16 protein-coding genes are annotated in these 18,550 nt (G+C 72.9%); 11 read left to right on the top strand and 5 right to left on the bottom strand.

From position 1 onward, the window contains the following. Both EBO15_RS46950 and EBO15_RS38065 read right to left on the bottom strand, forming a co-directional pair. Positions 1–2,397: ATP-binding protein (locus EBO15_RS46950; RefSeq protein WP_122199329.1), on the bottom strand; the 2,397-nt coding region annotated here is incomplete at its 3' end. A gap of 40 nt (positions 2,398–2,437) precedes the next feature. Next, complete coding sequence (locus EBO15_RS38065) at positions 2,438–3,007, bottom strand: TetR/AcrR family transcriptional regulator (RefSeq protein WP_233616739.1); 570 nt, start codon at positions 3,005–3,007, stop codon at positions 2,438–2,440. Positions 3,008–3,085: 78 nt separating this feature from the next. Here EBO15_RS38065 and EBO15_RS38060 point away from each other — a divergent pair, with 78 nt between their 5' ends. Together EBO15_RS38060 and EBO15_RS38055 are read left to right on the top strand one after the other, a co-directional pair. Further along, complete coding sequence (locus tag EBO15_RS38060; protein ID WP_122199327.1) at positions 3,086–4,018, top strand: TIGR03620 family F420-dependent LLM class oxidoreductase; 933 nt, start codon at positions 3,086–3,088, stop codon at positions 4,016–4,018. Between the two features lie 262 nt (positions 4,019–4,280). Then, entirely contained in the window at positions 4,281–5,897 is a 1,617-nt protein-coding gene (locus EBO15_RS38055) for an ABC-F family ATP-binding cassette domain-containing protein (RefSeq protein ID WP_122199326.1), read from the top strand. Between the two features lie 55 nt (positions 5,898–5,952). On the opposite strand, the gene EBO15_RS38050 is transcribed toward EBO15_RS38055, so the two are convergent. Genes EBO15_RS38050 through EBO15_RS38040 form a run of 3 tightly spaced genes read right to left on the bottom strand, consistent with a single transcriptional unit; the run spans position 5,953 to position 8,296 of the window. Then, entirely contained in the window at positions 5,953–6,807 is an 855-nt protein-coding gene (locus EBO15_RS38050) for an ABC transporter permease (protein WP_122199325.1), read from the bottom strand. Continuing rightward, positions 6,804–7,808, bottom strand: a complete 1,005-nt coding sequence (locus EBO15_RS38045) for an ABC transporter ATP-binding protein (RefSeq protein WP_233616738.1) — start codon at positions 7,806–7,808, stop codon at positions 6,804–6,806. The genes EBO15_RS38050 and EBO15_RS38045 overlap by 4 nt, the downstream gene beginning before the upstream one ends. Beyond that, positions 7,802–8,296 carry a MarR family winged helix-turn-helix transcriptional regulator gene (locus tag EBO15_RS38040; protein ID WP_122199324.1) on the bottom strand — a complete coding sequence of 165 codons (495 nt, stop codon included), beginning with the start codon at positions 8,294–8,296 and terminating at the stop codon, positions 7,802–7,804. Before EBO15_RS38040 ends, EBO15_RS38045 begins: the two co-directional genes overlap by 7 nt. Before the next feature lie 160 nt (positions 8,297–8,456). Here EBO15_RS38040 and argC point away from each other — a divergent pair, with 160 nt between their 5' ends. The 9 genes from argC (at position 8,457) to tyrS (ending at position 17,962) form a co-directional block, all read left to right on the top strand. Next, entirely contained in the window at positions 8,457–9,485 is a 1,029-nt protein-coding gene (gene argC / locus EBO15_RS38035) for an N-acetyl-gamma-glutamyl-phosphate reductase (RefSeq protein ID WP_122199323.1), read from the top strand. Continuing rightward, positions 9,482–10,636, top strand: coding sequence for a bifunctional glutamate N-acetyltransferase/amino-acid acetyltransferase ArgJ (gene argJ / locus EBO15_RS38030; protein ID WP_122199322.1), 1,155 nt, complete (start codon positions 9,482–9,484; stop codon positions 10,634–10,636). The genes argC and argJ overlap by 4 nt, the downstream gene beginning before the upstream one ends. 23 nt (positions 10,637–10,659) lie before the next feature. After that, positions 10,660–11,604: an acetylglutamate kinase gene (gene argB / locus EBO15_RS38025; protein WP_122199332.1), complete on the top strand. Its 945-nt coding sequence runs from the start codon at positions 10,660–10,662 to the stop codon at positions 11,602–11,604. Continuing rightward, positions 11,601–12,815, top strand: coding sequence for an acetylornithine transaminase (locus EBO15_RS38020; protein WP_267898457.1), 1,215 nt, complete (start codon positions 11,601–11,603; stop codon positions 12,813–12,815). Before argB ends, EBO15_RS38020 begins: the two co-directional genes overlap by 4 nt. After that, entirely contained in the window at positions 12,812–13,732 is a 921-nt protein-coding gene (gene argF / locus EBO15_RS38015; RefSeq protein WP_122199321.1) for an ornithine carbamoyltransferase, read from the top strand. Before EBO15_RS38020 ends, argF begins: the two co-directional genes overlap by 4 nt. Positions 13,733–13,740: 8 nt before the next feature. Next, a complete protein-coding gene (locus EBO15_RS38010; RefSeq protein WP_122199330.1) occupies positions 13,741–14,244 on the top strand; it encodes an arginine repressor in 504 nt (167 codons plus the stop codon). Between the two features lie 161 nt (positions 14,245–14,405). Next, positions 14,406–15,824 (top strand): argininosuccinate lyase, encoded by a 1,419-nt coding sequence (argH, locus tag EBO15_RS38005; RefSeq protein WP_122199320.1) that lies wholly within the window; start codon positions 14,406–14,408, stop codon positions 15,822–15,824. 92 nt (positions 15,825–15,916) lie between these two features. Further along, positions 15,917–16,546, top strand: a complete 630-nt coding sequence (locus tag EBO15_RS38000; protein WP_122199319.1) for a DNA-3-methyladenine glycosylase — start codon at positions 15,917–15,919, stop codon at positions 16,544–16,546. A gap of 138 nt (positions 16,547–16,684) precedes the next feature. Beyond that, entirely contained in the window at positions 16,685–17,962 is a 1,278-nt protein-coding gene (gene tyrS, locus EBO15_RS37995) for a tyrosine--tRNA ligase (RefSeq protein WP_122199318.1), read from the top strand. The last annotated feature ends 588 nt before the right edge of the window (positions 17,963–18,550 follow it).

Genomic DNA, 18,550 nt, shown 5'->3' with positions numbered 1-18,550 from the left:
GGGCCCGCGGGCGCCGGAGGCGAGGTCGGCGCAGGCCGCGTCGAACAGGGCGCGGGCCAGCGAGTAGGGATGGTCCAGGCTTTCCCAGACGCCGATGGCGGTCTCCCAGCCGGACGCGTCGCCGGTGCGGGCGGCGACGGCTGCGGCGTGCGCGGTGGAGACGGCGCCCTCGACGGGCGCGTGCGCGATCACCTCGGGCGGGGCGAGGACGCCCGCTCGGGCGGCGGCCTCCAGCAGGGGCCAGGCGAAGATGGGCTGGAGGGTCAGGTCGGGGTGGGCGAGGGCGGTCTCGGCGATGGCGCGGGCGGCGGGCCGGTCGTCCTCGGACAGGCGCAGGTCGATGAGCCGGTGCGCGAGCGGCAGTGAGGTCTGCGGGTAGCCGGAGCCGACGGGTTCGGCGAGGGCGATGGGCTCCGGTTGCGGGCCGGTGCCCGTCGCGGCGCGGAGCGCGGCCGCCCAGATGCCGAGCTGGATGCGCATCGCCGGGTTGTGGTGGCGGTCGAGGGCGCGGCGCAGGTGACCGGCCGCCTCGTCCCAGCGGCCGAGCCGGAACAGGGCCTCGATCCGGTTGTTGACCATCGGGAGGCCCGCGCTGTGGGTGCGGCCGAAGCGTTCCGCGAGCGCGAGGCCCTCCTCGATCGCGGCGAGCGCGTCGGCGGACCGTCCGGAGCCCTCGTAGGAGTGGGACAGGTGGGTGAACACGCGAATGCGCGCGTCGTCGTTCAGGTCGGCCCAGCGGAGCCGTTCGAGGGGACGCAGGTCGCCGAGGCCGTCGCGGGCGGCGGCGGACGCGACGGTGACGCGCAGCTCGTCCACGGCCGGATGCCCGCCGAGCTCGCGGGCCAGGTCGAGTCCCTCGCGTCCGAGGCGTTCGGCGGCGGCCAGGTCGCCGCGCACCGACAGCCGCGCGCTGAGCTGGGTGAGCGCCCACACCCGCTGCGGGGTGGGGCGGGACGCCAGCCGCTCGGCCTCGCGGAAGTCGTCGAGGTCGTCGCTCTGCCCGGCGAAGCCGCGGAAGACGCCGCGCAGGGACAGCAGCTGGGAGAGCTCGTCGGGGTCCCCGGCGTTCTTCAGCAGCGTTCGGACGGTCCGCATCCCGTACTCGAAGTCGGCGGTCGTGACCGAGACCCGCGCCGACAGGCGCATGACCTCCGCCCGGTCGGCGCCGATCCGGGCCGCGGCGTCGGGGACGCGGTCCCAGAGGTCCAGGACGCGGCGCAGCAGCGCGAGGCATTCGGCGTAGGCGGCGGCACGGGCGCTCTCGCCGGACGCGTGCCACGCGGCCTCGAGCGCGCGGGCGTGGTCGCCGCAGGCGTTCCAGTGGACGGCGAGGGCACTGGTCGGGGCCTCGGTGAGGGCCGGGTCGCGTTCGATGGCCTCGGCGTAGCGGCGGTGCAGCCGGGCGCGCTCGCCGGGCAGCAGGTCCAGGTGGACGGCCTCGCGGATCAGCGCGTGCCGGAAGGCGTACCCGTCCTCGTCCGCGACGAGCACGCCGCGGTCGACCGCCGGACGCAGCGCCTCCTCCAGGCCGCGGTCGTCGGCGGCGGCGGTGAGCAGGTCGTGGCCGACCCGGTCGCCGGCGGCGCTCGCGACGCGGACGGCGGCGCGGGTGCTGTCCGGCAGTGCGCGGAAGCGGGTGAGCAGCAGGTCGCGCAGGGAGCCGGGGACGGCCTCGCCGGGGTTCTCGGCGAGGGCCTCGATGAACAGCGGGTTGCCGCCGCCGCGGGCGTGGACGTCCCGGATCATGGACGGTGCGGCGCCGCCGAGCAGCCCGCGGACCTGCGCGGCGACCTCGGTGCGGGTGAGCGGCGGCAGGTCGAGCCGGGTCACGTGCGGGAGCCGGGCGAGGTCGGCGAACAGGGCGCGCGACTCCGGTTCGTCCGTGCGGAAGGTGACGACGAGGAGCACCTTGGCGGGCACGGGGTTGTTCACCAGGAACGCGAGCAGGTCGCGGGTGGAGCGGTCGGCCCAGTGGGCGTCCTCCACGACCAGGACGGCCGGGTCGTCGGCGCAGAGCCGCTCGGTCAGGCCGAGGACGTGCTCGAACAGCCGCACCTGCCCGGATCCCTCGTCGGGGGCGGCGTCGCCGAGCGCGGGCAGCAGCCGGGCGAGTTCGCGCCGCGCCGCCGGGGACGTGAGCCGGGTGACGGCGTCCGGGCCGAGCCGCCGCAGCATCGCGGTGAACGGCGCGTACGGCAGGCTCGCCGCGCCGAGGTCGAGGCAGCCGCCGACCAGCGCGCGCCGTCCCTGGACGAACTCCTCCACCAGCCGCGACTTGCCCCCGCCCGCCTCGGCGGCCACCAGTACGACGGCCATCTCGCTCTCCTCCGCGCGCGCGTAGGCGGCGCGCAGCGCGGAGAGCTCGGCGGCCCGTCCGACGAAAACCCTGCTCCTCACCCGGTAAGCATGCCGAGCTTGGGGGGATATCGTCCACCGGCTACCGCGGGCGGAGGCCGTCGGTCGTGTAGGTGAGGAGACGGTCGTGAAGGCCGGTGTCGTCCGGGGTCTGCTCGGCGGCGGTGGCGACCATGTTCGCGAGGTACAGCACGTCGTTCGGGTGGACGTCCGGACGCACCTCTCCCGCCTCCTGCGCGCGCACGAGCAGGGCCTCCCCAGCGGCGCGCATGCCGTGGCAGGACACGTACAGCTCGGACGTCTCGTCCTGGAGCGCGGCCATCATCGCCTGCGCGAGACCGCGGTAGGCGACCGTGCCGGTGGCGAGGCGGCGCATCCAGGCGAGGAGCGCCTCGAAGGGGTCGTCCCGCGTGAGCAGGTCCTCGGCGTGGGCGCGCAGGCCGTCGAACCGGTCGCGCAGCAACGCTTCGAGCAGCGCCTCGCGGGTGGGGAAGTGCCGGTACAGGGTGCCGATCCCGACGCCCGCGCGGCGCGCGATCTCCTCCAGGGACGCGTCCGTGCCCTGGTCGGCGACGACCGTCCTGGCCTCGGCGAGCAGGCGCTCGTAGTTGCGGCGCGCGTCGGCGCGCATGGGACGTTCCGGATTCGGCACGCGTGCACCCCTTGTTAATCGGAGGACTCCTCCGCTTAAATGGAGGACCCCTCAGCTTACTGTTCCCGGAGGTGTTCCATGGTGGATGCGGACGTCGTGCGCGAGGCCCGTCGGCGGCTCGGACGCGTCGGAGTGTGGCTCAACAAGCAGGTCTACGGCCCGGTCCCGGCGGCCGAGGAGACGCGGGAGGTGGCCCGGATCGAGGCCCTCGGCTACGGCTCGGTCTGGACGGGTGAGACCGTCGGCGGCAAGGACGCCTTCGCCCAGCACGCCCTCTACCTCGCCGCGACCGAGGACCTGGTCGTCGGCACCGGCATCGCCAACGTGTGGGCGCGGCACGGCGGCACCGCGCACGGCGGCGCCGCGACGCTCGCCGACGCCTATCCGGGCCGCTTCGTCTTCGGGATCGGCGCCGGTCACCCCTACCAGGCGCAGGCGGTGGGCGTGGCCGAGTGGAAGCCGCTCCAGAAGATGCGCTCCTACCTGGACGAGATGGACGCCGGAACGCCCCTTCCGCCGGGCTTCCCGGCCCGCCGGCTCGTCTCGGACGCGCCGTATCCGCGCGTCCTCGCGGCGATCAACCCGCGCATGCTCGACCTCGCCCGCGACCGCGCGGACGGTGTCCACACCTTCTTCGTCCCGGTCGCCCACACCGCCGACGCGCGCCGTGTCCTCGGCCCCGACGGGCTCGTGATCCCGCAGGTCAGTGCCCTGATCGAGCCGGACCCGGACGTCGCCCGCGCGACCCTGCGCGCCACGGCCTCCCAGGGGCTGCGGGTGGCCGCCTACGCGCGGAACCTGGCCAGGCTCGGCTTCTCCGCCGACGAGATCGAGAACGTGTCCGACCGCGTGCTCGACGCCGTCTACGCGCACGGCGACGAGAAGGCGATCGCGCGGCGGGTCGCCGAGTACCTGGACGCCGGGGCCGACCACGTGCTGGTCACGCCGTCGGCCGGGAGCCTGTCGGGCATGGTCGACGAGCTGGAGCGCCTCGCTCCGGCCCTTCTCTGAGTTCCTCGCTAATGCGACTTGTGTTGCATTAGCGGAGCGGGTAGCCTCGTGAGCGTCACAACGTCGTCCGGCAGGGGAGTCCCTTGGAGATCTGAGGTCGCAGGCACCGCGCAGTCGCCTCGCCCGTCACACGGGCTCGAGGACGCGCAGCGATCTCAGCGGACTTCCCGGCCGGGCCCTTCATGCCCGCGCGCGACGCGCGACGGCCGCGGTGCCTCCATGTGTCCCGCTCATCGTCCCTGGCACGTTCATGGAGGCCCTCATGTCATTCGCCATCATCTGCTCCGACCTCACCTTCGCCTGGCGGGACGGCGCCGTCGTCCTCGACGGCCTGGACGCCGCGTTCGGCACCGGCCGCACCGGCCTGATCGGCGCCAACGGATCCGGCAAGTCCACGCTGCTGAAACTGGTAGCGGGGGAGCTGCGTCCGGCGTCCGGGTCGGTGTCGGTGCGGGGACGGGTCGGCCACCTGCCGCAGACCCTGCCGCTCGGCACCGCCCGGACGGTCGCCGACCTGCTCGGGATCTCCCCGGCCCGCGCCGCGCTCCACGCCATCGAACGCGGCGAGGCCACCGAGGAGTACTTCGCCGCGGTCGGCGACGACTGGGACGTGGAGGAGCGCGCCCGCGCCGAACTCGACCGGCTCGGCCTGGACCACCTGGACCTCGACCGGACGGTCGGGACGCTGTCCGGCGGCGAGACCGTCCTCGTCGGGCTCGCGGCGCTGCTGCTCGCCCGTCCGGACGTGCTGCTCCTCGACGAGCCGACCAACAACCTCGACGTCGACGCCCGCCACCGCCTCTACGAGGCCGTGGACGCCTGGACCGGGGTGCTGGTCGTGGTCGGCCACGACCGGGAACTGCTCGACCGCATGGACGAGATCGCCGACCTGCGCGACGGCCGGATCCGCACGTTCGGCGGCAACCTCACCGCCTACGAGGACCTCCTCGACGTGGAACGGGACGCCGCCGAGCGGATGGTCCGCACCGCCGAGAGCGACGTCCGCAAGCAGAAACGCGAACTGGTCGAGGCGCACACCAAGCTCGCCCGGCGCGTCCGGTACGGGCACAAGATGTACGAGCGGAAACGGGAGCCGAGGGCGGTGATGAAGCAGCGCAAACGCCAGCAGCAGGTGTCGGCGGGCAAGCACCGGCAGCTCCACGAGGACCGTCTCGACGGCGCGCGCGAACGGCTCGCCGAGGCGGAGGAGCTGGTCCGCGACGACACCGGGATCCGGATCGAACTGCCCGCGACGCACGTCCCGGCGGGCCGGACGGTCCTCACCGTCACCGGCCTGGCCGCGCCCGCGCCCGTCCCGGGCACGCTGGACGAGCTGATCGTCCGCGGGCCCGAGCGGATCGCGCTGACCGGCCCGAACGGCTCGGGCAAGACGACCCTGCTGCGCGCCCTCACGGGGGAGCGCGTCCCGGAGGGAGCCGAGGTGAACGTGGGCGTGGAGGGCGTCCGGTACCTGCCGCAGCGCCTGGACGTGCTGGACGACGGCCTGAGCGTGCTGGACAACGTCCGCGCGGTCGCCCCGGACGCGTCGGTCCAGAGCGTCCGCGCGGGTCTGGCCCGGTTCCTGTTCCGGGGCGACCGGGCCGAGCGCCCGGCCGGGACGCTCAGCGGCGGCGAGCGGTTCCGCGCCGTCCTGGCGTCGCTGCTGCTGGCCGAGCCCGCCCCGCGGCTCCTGCTGCTGGACGAGCCGACCAACAACCTCGACATGGAGAGCGTCCGGCAGCTCGGCCAGGCCCTCGACGCCTACGAGGGCGCCCTGGTCGTGGTGAGCCACGACCTGCCGTTCCTGCGCGGCCTCGGGATCACCCGCTGGCTGCGTGCGGACCGCGCCGAGGGCCTGACCGAGACCGACCCGATGTGAGCCCCCGCCGGAAGGCCCGCCGCGTCCCGCCGGGCATCCGCCGCGTCCTGCCGGACTACTGCAGGACGCGGCGGGTGAACGTCCGCGTCGAGAGCCAGCCGAGCAGCACCGTCCCGAGGACCAGGACGCCGAGGTACGCCCACGCGGGCATGTGCCCGACCTGCGGGGTCAGCGCGGCGCGCAGCCCCTCGTTCACGTACACCATCGGGTTGGCCAGGACGAGGACCTGCAGCCAGCGGATGTGGTCCATCGCCGCCCACGGGTAGTACACGCATCCGAGCATCGACATCGGCAGCAGGACCAGTGCGAACATCATCTGGACCTTCTGCGGGTCCATCAGCGTGCCGAGCCACAGCCCGGCGGCCGCCGACATCGCCGACCCGAGCACCAGGACGGCCACGAGCGTCGCCCAGTTGCCCACGTGGACGTGCGGGCCCTGCCCCGACGCGTGCACGAACAGCACGCACGGGAACACCAGGAGCCCGCCGATGAGCGCCTGCAGCCCGGCCGCGGTGATCTTCTGGACGGCCAGCATCGGCACCGACAGCGGCGCGAGCGCCCGGTCGGTGATGGACCGCTGCCAGTTCAGCTCCATCATCAGCGGGAAGATCACCGCCATCATCGCCTGCATGACCACGGCCGATCCGACCAGGCCGGGCACCAGGACGGTGGAGAAGGTGGCGCCGCGCCCGGCCGCCGCCATCGCCCCCGTCCCGGCGCCGCCGATCTTCGGCAGGACGTAGGAGAACACGAACACGAACATCAGCGGCTGGATCAGCACCCGGGCGAACGTGGCGACGAAGTTCTTGCGCAGCACCCGCAGCTCGCGGGCCATCATCGCCAGGAACGTGCGCGGCAGGGTGGGCCGCACGGCGGGCGCGGCGCCCGCCGGGGTCGAGACGGCGGTCATTCCCGGTACTCCTTACCGGTGAGGCTGAGGAAGGCGGACTCCAGGCTGGGCCGCAGCTGGGACGCGTCGGTGACGCCGGTTCCGGTGGCCGCGCCGATCGCGACGAGCTCGCCGAGCACCCCGTCGGGGGAGTGCGCGAACACGCGCACCTGGTCGCCCGTGACCTCGACCTTGGTGACGCCGCCGCGGTCGCGCAGCTTCGCGACGCCGTCCGGGACGGGCCCGTCGTAGGCGACCGTGATGACGGTGTCGGCCCCGGCGGACGCCTTCAGGTCGTCCACGGTGCCGCTGGCCAGGACCTTGCCGTGGTCGACGACCGCGACGCGCTCGCAGAGTGCCTCGGCCTCCTCCATGTAGTGCGTGGTCAGCAGGATGGTCTGGCCCTCGCGCTGGAGTTCGCGCAGCACGTCCCACAGGTTGACGCGGGTCTGCGGGTCGAGGCCGGCGGTCGGCTCGTCCAGGAACAGCACCTCGGGGCGGTGCACCAGGGCCCGGCAGATCATCAGCCGCTTGGCCTGCCCGCCGGACATCTCGAACGGCTTGCCCTTGCGCCGGTCGGTGAGGTTGAACATCTCCATCAGCTCGTCCGCGCGGTGGCGCGCGTCGCGGGCCGAGAGCCCGAAGTAGCGTCCGCGGAACTCCAGGTTCTCGAACGCGTTGAGCTCGTTGTCCAGGGTGTTGCCCTGGGACACCATGCCGATGCGGCGCTTCACCTCGACCGGGTGCTTGGCGACGTCGAAACCGCAGACGACGGCCCGTCCGGACGTGGGGACGACCAGGGACGTCAGCATCCCGATCGTGGTGGACTTCCCGGCGCCGTTCGGGCCGAGCAGCCCGTAGAACTCGCCGTGCGCGATCGACAGGTCGATGCCGCGGACGGCCTCGACGTCGCCGCCGGGGCCCTTGTAGGTCTTGTACAGGTCGACGGTCCGGACGGCGGCCCGGATCTCGTCGACGGGCGGCTCCGCGGGGGGTCGCTCCGCGGCGGGTCGGTCTAGCACTCCCGGTCTCCCTTCGAGAATTCCTCGAACCGGTTGATCAGACTGATCAGGAAGCGGCGGACGGCGGGCTCGTCCTCCGGGGCCAGCACGTCGTACAGCTCGTTCATGTCGGCTCCGATGCCGGGGCCGACGTCCTCGAGCAGCGTGATACCCGCCTCGGTGGCGTGCAGCAGGACGGCGCGCCGGTCACTCGTGTGGCGGCGGCGTTCGACGAAGCCGTCGCGTTCGAGCGTGTTGACGACCGAGGTGAGCGTGGCCGGGGTGACGCCGAGGCCCCGCGCGGCGTCGCCCGCGCGCAGGCCGTCGGGGTGGCCGCGGAGCAGGCGCAGCAGGAAGAACCCGGCGGGGCTCACCCCGTGCCGCTCCACGATCCGCCACATCACGGGGCCGCCGAGCCGCATCGCGGCGCCGAACAGGCGGCCGATCGGCCACTCCTCCGGTGGCCCCAGGAACGTGAGGTCCCCGTAGCCCAGCTTCTCGGTGTCCATGGGCGACATTGTTAGCCAACGTACTGTTAGCCGTCAAATCATTAGATGGCTAAATAGTGGCCGGTATGTCTCACATGATGAGAGTCTCGGGTGCGCGGTGTTGAATAGTCATCCATAGGAGTGCATACTTTTGCTCATTGCTTCGGGAGGGCAGTGAGAGATGGGAATCCGAGCGGCGGTCGCCGGTGCCAGCGGATACGCGGGCGGTGAGCTCCTGCGCGTGCTGGCGGGACATCCGGAATTCGAGATAGGCGCGGTCACGGCGGGCTCCAACGCGGGCAGCCGCCTGGGCGAGCACCAGCCCCACCTGCGATCCCTGGCGGACCGCGTCCTCGACCCGACCAGCCCGGCCACCCTGGCCGGCCACGACGTCGTCTTCTTCGCGCTCCCGCACGGCGAGTCCGGCCCGATCGCGCGGCTGCTCGGCGACGAGACCCTCGTGGTCGACTGCGGCGCCGACTTCCGCCTGCACGACCCGGACGAGTGGGAGTTCTTCTACAACTCCCCCCACGCGGGCACCTGGCCCTACGGCCTGCCGGAACTGCCCGGCCAGCGCGAGGTCCTCCGCCGGACGAACCGGATCGCCGTCCCCGGCTGCTACCCGACCTCGGTCGCGCTCGCCCTGTTCCCCGCCATGATGGCCCACATCGCCGAACCGGACGTCGTGGTCGTCGCCGCGTCCGGGACGTCCGGCGCCGGCAAGGGACTGAAGACCAGCCTGCTCGGCAGCGAGGTCATGGGCTCGGTCAGCGCCTACGGCGTCGGCGGCGTCCACCGGCACACGCCCGAGATGGAGCAGAGCCTGTCCGCCGTCGCGGGCGAGCCGGTCACGGTGTCGTTCACCCCGACCCTCGCCCCGATGAGCCGCGGCATCCTCGCGACCTGCACCGCCAAGGCCCGCCCCGGCCTCACCGCGGACCGCCTGCGCCAGGCCTACGCCGCCGCCTACGACGGCGAGCCGTTCGTCGAGCTGCTGCCCGAAGGCACGTGGCCCGCCACGGCGATGACCCTCGGCGCCAACACCGCGCTCGTCCAGGTCGCGCTCGACGAGCGCGCCGGCCGGATCGTCGCGGTCGCCGCCATCGACAACCTCGCCAAGGGCACCGCCGGTGGCGCCGTCCAGAGCGCCAACCTCGCCCTCGGCCTCCCCGAAACCGTCGGCCTCACCACGATCGGAGTCGCCCCGTGAGCGTCACCGCCCCCCAAGGATTCCGCGCCGCAGGAGTCAGCGCCGGACTCAAGACGAACGGCGGACGCGACGTCGCCCTCGTCGTCAACGAGGGCCCGTCCCGCGCCGCCGCCGGCGTCTTCACCCGCAACCGCGTGAAGGCCGCGCCCGTGCAGTGGTCCGAGCAGGTCCTCAAGGGCGGACGGCTGCGCGCGGTGATCCTGAACTCCGCCGGAGCCAACGCCTGCACCGGCCCGGACGGCTTCGCCGACACCCACGTCACCGCCGAGCGCGTCGCCGACCTGCTGTCCGACTCGGCCGGCGAGGTCGCCGTCTGCTCCACCGGCCTCATCGGCACGCGCCTGGACATGGACCGGCTGCTGCCGGGCGTCGAGGCCGCCGCGGCCGAGCTGTCCCGCGGCGACGGCGGCCTCGCCGCCGCCGACGCGATCCGCACCACCGACACCGTCGCGAAGATCGCCTTCCGGCAGGGCGAGGGCTACATGATCGGCGGCATGGCCAAGGGCGCGGGCATGCTCGCGCCGTCCCTGGCGACCATGCTGTGCGTCATCACCACCGACGCCGACCTGCCCGCCGAGACCCTGGACCGCGCGCTGCGCACCGCCACCGGCGCGACCCTCGACCGGCTCGACGCCGACGGCTGCATGTCCACCAACGACACCGTCCTGCTCATGGCGTCCGGCGCCACCGGCGTCACCCCGGAAGCGGCCGCCTTCACCGAGCTGCTCGTCGACCTGTGCGCCGACCTCACCCGGCAGATGCTCGTGGACGCCGAGGGCGCCTCCAAGGCCATCGCGATCGAGGTCGTCGGCGCCGCCAGCGAGGCCGACGCCGTCACCGTCGGGCGCACCGTCGCCCGCAACAACCTGCTCAAGTGCGCCATCCACGGCGAGGACCCCAACTGGGGCCGGGTGCTGGCGGCCGCCGGCACCACCGACGCCGTCTTCGAGCCGGACGAGCTGAACGTCGCGATCAACGGCGTCTGGGTCTGCCGCAACGGCTCGGTCGGCGACGACCGCGACAAGGTCGACCTGCGCCCGCGCGACGTCACCATCACCGTGGACCTGTCCGCGGGCCCGCACAGCGCGACCGTCTGGACGACCGACCTCACGGCCGACTACGTCCATGAGAATTCGGCCTACAGCTCGTGAGCGGGCTGATCTCCGGAGAACGGATGCGGCGCAGGCGCGACGCCGTCCTGCCGAAGGCGACCACGCTGATCGACGCCCTGCCCTGGCTCCAGCGCTTCCACGGCAAGACCATCGTCATCAAGTACGGCGGGCACGCCATGTCGGACGAGGCGCTGCGGCACCAGTTCGCCGAGGACATCGTGTTCCTGCGGTACGCCGGGCTGCGGCCGGTCATCGTCCACGGCGGCGGCCCGCAGATCAACGCCGCGCTCGCCGCCCACGGCATCGAGTCGTCCTTCACCGCCGGGCTGCGCGTCACCACGCCCGAGGCGATGGAGGTCGTCCGGATGGTGCTGGTCGGGCAGGTGCAGCGGGACGTCGTCGGGCTCATCAACCGGCACGGCGCGTTCGCCGTCGGCATGTCCGGCGAGGACGCCAACCTGTTCACTGCCGAGCGCAAGCACGCCGTCGTGGACGGCGCGAAGGTCGACCTCGGCCAGGTCGGCGAGATCGTCGAGGTGCAGGTCGGCGCCGTCAACGCGCTGCTGAACGACGGCCGCGTCCCGGTCGTGTCCAGCGTCGCGCGCGGCGACGACGGCGAGATCTACAACGTCAACGCCGACACCGCCGCCGCGGCCCTCGCCGTCGCGCTCGACGCCGCGAAGCTGGTCGTCCTGACCGACGTGGAGGGCCTGTACGCCGACTGGCCCGCGTCCGACGACGTCATCGACCGGCTGACGACCGACGAGCTGGCGGCGCTGCTGCCGGACCTGTCGGCGGGCATGGTCCCCAAGATGGAGGCGTGCCTGGCGGCGGTGCGCGGCGGCGTCCCGCAGGCCCACGTCCTGGACGGACGGGTCCCGCACGCGCTGCTGCTGGAGACCTTCACCGAGGAGGGCATCGGCACGATGGTCACGCCCGGGAGCCTGGGCGGACCCGTGACGGCCGACGACGACGAACCGGCGGCGCCGGAGGGAGAACCCGCGTGACCACCCCCCACAACGACGATCTGAGGAAGCGGTACGAGACCGCGTTCATGCCGAACTACGGCGTCCCGCCCCTCGCGCTCACGCGCGGCGAGGGCTGCACGGTCTGGGACGCCGACGGCAACGCCTACCTGGACCTGGTCGGCGGCATCGCCGTCAGCTCCCTCGGCCACGCCCACCCCGCCCTCGTCGCGGCCGTGACCGGGCAGGTCGCGAAGATCGCCCACACGTCCAACCTGTTCGTGAACGAGCCGGAGATCCTGCTCGCCGAACGGCTGCTCGGCCTGCTCGGCGGCGACGGACGGGTCTTCCTCGCCAACAGCGGCACCGAGGCCAACGAGGCCGCGCTGAAGATCGCCATCAAGTACGGCAAGGCCAGGGGCAAGACGTACTTCGTCGCCACCGAGGACGGCTTCCACGGCCGCAGCCTCGGCGCGCTCTCCCTCACCGGCAAGCACGCGATCCGCGAGCCGTTCGGGCCGTACGCCCTGGACGTCCGGTTCATCCCGTACGGGGACGCGGCCGCGCTCAAGGACGCCGTCACCGAGGACTGCGCCGCCGTGTTCCTCGAACCCACCCAGGGTGAGGCCGGGGTCGTCCCGCCGCCGCCCGGCTACCTCGCCGCCGTCCGTGAGATCTGCACCGCCAACGGCGCGCTCTACGTCGGCGACGAGATCCAGTCCGCCATCGGCCGGACCGGCGCCTGGTTCGCCTTCCAGCACGAGGACGCCCGCCCCGACGTCCTCACCCTCGCCAAGGGCCTCGGCGGCGGCCTCCCGATCGGCGCGGTCGTCGCGTTCGGCGAGCACGGTGAGACCTTCGCCAAGGGCGACCACGGCAGCACCTTCGGCGGCAACCCCGTCGCCGCGGCCGCCGCCCTCGCCGTCCTGGACACCCTGGAGAGCGACGGCCTGCTCGCCAACGCCGCCGAGGTCGGAGCGCTCATCGCCGACGGCGTCGCCGCGATCGACCACCCGCTGCTCGCGGGCGTCCGCGGACGAGGACTGTGGCAGGCGATCGTCCTGACGTCCGAGGCGTCCGGCGCCGTCCAGGACGCGGCGCGCGCCGCCGGGTTCCTCGTCAACGCCCTCCGCCCGGACGCCGTCCGGATCGCGCCCCCGCTCGTCCTCACCGCCGCGCAGGCCCGCTCCTTCCTGGACGCGCTGCCCGCCATCCTCGACACGGCCGCCCAGACGCAGGAGACCGCCCCGTGACCGTCCGGCACTTCCTCCGCGACGACGACCTCACCCCCGCCGAGCAGGCCGAGGTCCTCGACCTCGCCGCCGCCATGAAGAAGGACCGCTTCGCCCACAAGCCCCTCGCCGGGCCCCGGACCGTGGCGGTCATGTTCGACAAGTCGTCCACCCGCACCCGCGTGTCGTTCGCCGTCGGCATCGCCGAACTCGGCGGCAACGCCCTCGTCCTCGACACCGCGGCCAGCCAGATGGGACGCGGCGAGTCCATCGCCGACAGCGCCCGCGTCCTCGAACGGCAGGCCGCCGCGATCGTCTGGCGCACCGGCGACCAGTCCCGCGTCGAAGAGATGGCGGACGGCACCACCGTGCCCGTCCTCAACGCGCTCACCGACCGGTTCCACCCCTGCCAGGTGCTCGCCGACCTCCAGACGATCCGCGAGCACAAGGGCGACCTCACCGGGCTCACCCTCGCCTACTTCGGCGACGGCGCCAACAACATGGCGCACTCCTACCTGCTCGGATGCGCCACCGCCGGCATGCACGTCCGGATCGCCGCGCCCGCGTCCCTCCCGCCCGACCCCGCCGTCGTCGCCGACGCCGAGCGGATCGCCGCCACGACCGGCGGATCCGTCCTGGTCACCGCCGACCCCGTCGAGGCCGCGACCGGAGCCGACGCTCTCGCGACCGACACATGGGTGTCCATGGGGCAGGAAGGGAAGGACACCGCCCTCTACGAACCGTATTCTGTGGACGAGGCGCTGCTCACGCACGCCGCGCCCGGCGCGGTCGTGCTGCACTGCCTTCCCGCCTACCGCGGCAAGGAGATCGCCGCCGCCGTCCTGGACGGCCCGCAGAGCGTGGTCTGGGACGAGGCAGAAAACCGTCTGCACGCGCAGAAGGCCCTGCTGACCTGGCTACTGGAGAACACTGCGTGACGACACCGATGACCAAGGCCGCCCGGCACGCCCGGGTGATCGAACTGCTGTCCCGGCACCCCGTCCACTCCCAGGGCGAACTCGCCAAACTCCTGGCGGACGCGGGCGTCGAGGTCACCCAGGCCACCCTGTCCCGGGACCTGGTGGAGATCGGCGCGGTGAAACTCCGCGCCGAGGACGGCAGCCTGATCTACGCCGTGCCGGGGGAGGGCGGCGAACGCATCCGCCGCGTCCCCACCGGCGCCGCGGAGACCTTCGACGGCCGCCTCACCCGGCTCGCCGCCGAACTGCTGGTCTCCGCGGAGGCGTCGGCCAACCTGGTCATCGTCCGCACCCCGCCGGGCGCGGCCCAGTACCTCGCCTCGGCCATCGACCACGCCGAATGGCCGTCCGTCCTCGGCACCGTCGCGGGCGACGACTCCATCCTGGTCATCGCCCGCGACCCCGTCGGCGGCCGGGACCTCGCCGAGGCCCTGCTCCGCCTCGCCGCCGGACGCGACCGACGAAGCTAGCCCGGCGCCGGCCCGACGGCGCGGGGCATCCGGCACGCACCCGGCGGAGCGCGCGTCCGACCAGCGGCGCGAGGCCCGGCGAGACCGTCCGCCCGTCCGCGCGGCGCGCGTGCAGCAGAACCAGACAACCGACAGCGGTCAACCAGAAGAGGGACTTACCAGTGACGAAGGCACCGACGCGCCTGTGGGGCGGCCGGTTCGAAGGCGGCCCGTCGGACGCGCTCGCGCGGCTCTCGGTGAGCGTCCAGTTCGACTGGCGGCTCGCCCCCTACGACCTGATGGGCTCGCGCGCCCACGCCCGCGTGCTCAACCGCGCGGGCCTGCTCACCGACGACGAGCTCGGACGCATGATCGGCGCCCTCGACGACCTCGAGACGGCGTGCGCGAACGGGGAGTTCCGGCCCACCGTCGCCGACGAGGACGTCCACACCGCCCTCGAACGCGGACTCATCGAACGCCTCGGCGCGCTCGGCGGCAAGCTCCGCGCCGGCCGCTCCCGCAACGACCAGGTCGCCACCGACCTGCGCCTCTACCTGCGCGACCACGCCCGCCAGATCGTGTCCCGCCTCGTCGAGCTGGAGACCGCGCTGATCGCGCAGGCCGAGCACAACCTCGGCGTCGCCGCCCCCGGAATGACCCACCTCCAGCACGCCCAGCCCGTGCTGTTCTCCCACCAGCTGCTCGCCCATGTGCAGCCCCTCACCCGCGACATCTCCCGCATGCGCGACTGGGATCGCCGCACGTCGGTGTCCCCGCTCGGCTCCGGCGCGCTCGCCGGCTCGTCCCTGCCGCTCGACCCGCAGGCCACCGCCGCCGAACTCGGCTTCGACTCCGCCGCGCCCAACTCCATGGACGCGGTGTCCGACCGCGACTTCGTCGCCGAGTTCCTCTTCGTCACCGCGCTGATCGGCGTCCACCTGTCCCGGCTCGGCGAGGAGATCTGCCTCTGGGCCTCCCAGGAGTTCCGCTGGATCGAGATGGACGACACCTACGCCACCGGGTCGTCGATCATGCCGCAGAAGAAGAACCCGGACGTCGCCGAGCTCGCCCGCGGCAAGGCCGGCCGCCTCATCGGCCACCTCGTCGGCCTGCTCACCACCCTCAAGGGCCTGCCGCTCACCTACAACCGCGACCTCCAGGAGGACAAGGAGGGCGCCTTCGACGCCGTCGAGACCCTCGTCACCGTCCTGCCCGCCCTGTCCGGGCTGGTCGCGACCATGCGGGTCAACACCGAGCGGCTCGAGGCGCTCGCCCCCGACGGCTTCGCGCTGGCCACCGACCTCGCCGAACTCCTCGTCCGGCGCGGCGTCGTCTTCCGCGACGCCCACGAGATCGTCGGCCACCTCGTCGCCTGGTGCCAGTCCAACGACAAGGACTTCGGCGACCTCACCGACGACGAGCTCGCCAAGGTGTCCGAGCACCTCACCCCGGACGTCCGGGAGGTCCTGAACGTCCCGGGCGCCCTCGCGTCCCGCAAGGCGCACGGCGGCACCGCCCCCGACCGCGTCCGCGAGCAGCTCGACTCCCTGCGCGCCCAGGTCACCGAGCACGCCGCCTGGTCCGCCGGCACCGGCTCCTGACCCGACTCCGCCCGCCCGCGAGCGCACAGTTCGCGGGCGGCGCGGCGGCCGGTACGGTGGATTCGGCCGGACCGGACGACCAGGGGCAGGGAATGGACGGAACACCACTGCCGCGGACCTTCTACGACGCGCCCGTGGAGTTCGTCGCCCCGCGCCTCCTCGGCAGCGTCCTCGTCCACACCACCGTCGAGGGGACCGTCGCCGTCCGGCTCACCGAGGTCGAGGCCTACGCGGGCCCGCGCGACCCGGCGTCCCACGCCTACCGCGGCCAGACCGGCCGCAACGCCGTGATGTTCGGCCCGCCCGGCCACACGTACGTGTACTTCACCTATGGCATGCATCACTGCGTCAACCTGGTCTGCGGCCCCGCCGGGACGGCCTCCGGGATCCTCCTGCGCGCCGGGGAGATCATCGCCGGTCACGACCTGGCCGCCGCCCGGCGGCCCGGCGCGTCCGCCCGCGACCTCGCCCGGGGGCCCGCCCGCCTCTGCAAGGCCCTCGCCATCGCCCGCCCCGAGAACGGCCTGGACGTCTGCGACCCGGACGGCCCCCTGCGCGTCCTGCGCGGCGACCCGCTCGTCCCCACGGCCGTCCGCTCGGGCCCCCGCGTCGGCGTGAACGGCGGCAAGGACACCCCCTGGCGGTTCTGGATCGACGGCGACCCCACCGTCTCCGCCTACCGCCCCCACGTCCCTAAGCGCCGCCCCTCCACCCGCCCCTGACCTGGGACGGGACGGCGCCGCCCCCCGGCCACCGGCCGGAACCCCATCAGCCGGACCCGAATATCGTTAGCCTGTGACACCGTCCACCGGGCACGCTGGTGGACGTAGCGAAGAAGCAAGCCGGAGACGAGGGAGACCGTGACCGACATCCTGGACGATCTCGCATGGCGCGACCTGATCGCGCAGTCCACCGACGAGAGTGAACTGCGGGCCTTGCTCGCCGCGGGGCCGGTCACGCTCTATTGCGGGTTCGATCCGACGGCGCCCTCGCTGCACCTCGGCAACCTCATCCAGATCCTCACTCTGCGCCGCTTCCAGCTGGCCGGCCACCGGCCCATCGGCCTGGTCGGCGGGGCCACCGGCCTCATCGGGGACCCGAGCGGCAAGTCCGCCGAGCGCGTCCTCAACACCGAGGAGACCGTCGCGGGCTGGGTCGAGCGCATCCGCGGCCAGGTCTCGAAGTTCCTGGACTTCGGCGACGGCCCGACCGGCGCGACCATGGTCAGCAACCTCGACTGGACCGGCCCCATGTCGGTCATCGAGTTCCTGCGTGACGTCGGCAAGCACTTCCCGGTCAACAAGATGCTCGCCCGCGAGACCGTCAAGGCGCGGCTCGAGTCGACCGGGATGAGCTACACCGAGTTCAGCTACGTCCTGCTCCAGTCCATGGACTACCTGGAGCTGTACCGCCGGCATGGCTGTGTCCTCCAGACCGGGGGCAGCGACCAGTGGGGCAACCTCACCGCCGGGGTCGACCTGATCCGGCGGGTCGAGGGCGGCACCGCGCACGCGCTCACCACCCCGCTGCTCACCAAGGCGGACGGCTCCAAGTTCGGCAAGACCGCGGGCGGCGAGACCTACTGGCTCGACCCCGAGTTGACCTCGCCGTACGCCTTCTACCAGTTCTGGATCAACGCCGACGACCGGGACATCGAGAACTACCTCAAGGTCTTCTCGTTCAAGCCCCGCGAGGAGATCGAGCAGCTACTCAAGGACGGCTCGGAACGCCCCGCCGCCCGCATCCCGCAGCGCGCGCTCGCCGAGGAGATGACCACCCTGGTCCACGGCGCGGACGAGACCGCCGCCGCCATCGCGGCGTCCCGGGCCCTGTTCGGCCAGGGCGAGCTCCGCGAGCTGGACGAGCGGACCCTCGCCGCGGCCCTGTCCGAGGTCCCGCGCACGGAGGTCGCCCCGGGTGACCTGCCCCCCGTCGCGGACCTGCTCGCCGCGTCCGGACTCTGCAAGAGCAAGTCCGAGGCCCGGCGTGCGATCGCCCAGGGCGGCGCGTACGTGAACAATGCGAAGGTCGAGTCGGAGGACGCCGTCCCGTCCGCCGACGACCTCCTGCACGGCCGCTTCCTGGTGCTGCGCCGGGGCAAGCGCAACATCGGCGGCGTGGAGCTCGTCCGCTCCTGACCTGTTTGCCGAGGGGCCCCGTCCGTGTGCCGGACGGGGCCTTCGGTATGTGGCGGGGAAAAGCTCGGTAGATTCACGTCACAGTGCGGTCACGGGAAACGCCCCGTAAGTGCTCCGAGCCCCGTGTGAGTGGGCGCTGAGCAGGCAATTTAAGGTCCACGGCGTCGATTTGACGGTCCCGCCGACCGGGCCTAATGTTCTACCTGCCCCCAGGGGAACAGGACGCCGGAGACGGCGGCCGACCTGGCGGGAAACCCCCGGGAACGACACCGAACGCCTCGGCGTTCGTGGTCGCCTCCGAGGATGCCCGAACCGGACGAAGTTGCACGAACCGGACGGATCGGGTAAGTTTGAAGGGTTGCCCCGGAGTGAAGCCCGCGAAAACGGGTGGAGCACGGTGGGTGTCCGTTTCTTGAGAACTCAACAGCGTGACAAAAGCCAGTGCCTTTATAGATCAGGCGATGCCTGATCACCCCGTGCACGTGGATCTTCGGATTCGGGTGCAGGGATTTCTTTGAGGCAAATGCAATCCCTTTCGGGGGGTTGTTTTGCTGGGATCTTCGGATTCCTCTTTCGGGTTTGGCGGGT

This window comes from Actinomadura harenae (assembly GCF_003696215.1).
In the GTDB taxonomy this organism is placed as follows: Bacteria; Actinomycetota; Actinomycetes; order Streptosporangiales; family Streptosporangiaceae; genus Spirillospora; species Spirillospora harenae.
Note: the sequence above shows the minus strand (reverse complement) of the source record. Positions and strands in the feature narration are given on the sequence as shown.

Bases quoted from the DNA above. Each gene is read 5' to 3' on its own strand.
- EBO15_RS38060 (WP_122199327.1), top strand. From the start codon at position 3,086: ATGGTGGATGCGGACGTCGTGCGCGAGGCCCGTCGGCGGCTCGGACGC.
- EBO15_RS38055 (WP_122199326.1), top strand. From the start codon at position 4,281: ATGTCATTCGCCATCATCTGCTCCGACCTCACCTTCGCCTGGCGGGAC.
- EBO15_RS38050 (WP_122199325.1), bottom strand. From the start codon at position 6,807: ATGACCGCCGTCTCGACCCCGGCGGGCGCCGCGCCCGCCGTGCGGCCC.
- EBO15_RS38040 (WP_122199324.1), bottom strand. From the start codon at position 8,296: ATGGACACCGAGAAGCTGGGCTACGGGGACCTCACGTTCCTGGGGCCA.
- argC (WP_122199323.1), top strand. From the start codon at position 8,457: ATGGGAATCCGAGCGGCGGTCGCCGGTGCCAGCGGATACGCGGGCGGT.
- argB (WP_122199332.1), top strand. From the start codon at position 10,660: ATGCGGCGCAGGCGCGACGCCGTCCTGCCGAAGGCGACCACGCTGATC.
- EBO15_RS38010 (WP_122199330.1), top strand. From the start codon at position 13,741: ATGACCAAGGCCGCCCGGCACGCCCGGGTGATCGAACTGCTGTCCCGG.
- EBO15_RS38000 (WP_122199319.1), top strand. From the start codon at position 15,917: ATGGACGGAACACCACTGCCGCGGACCTTCTACGACGCGCCCGTGGAG.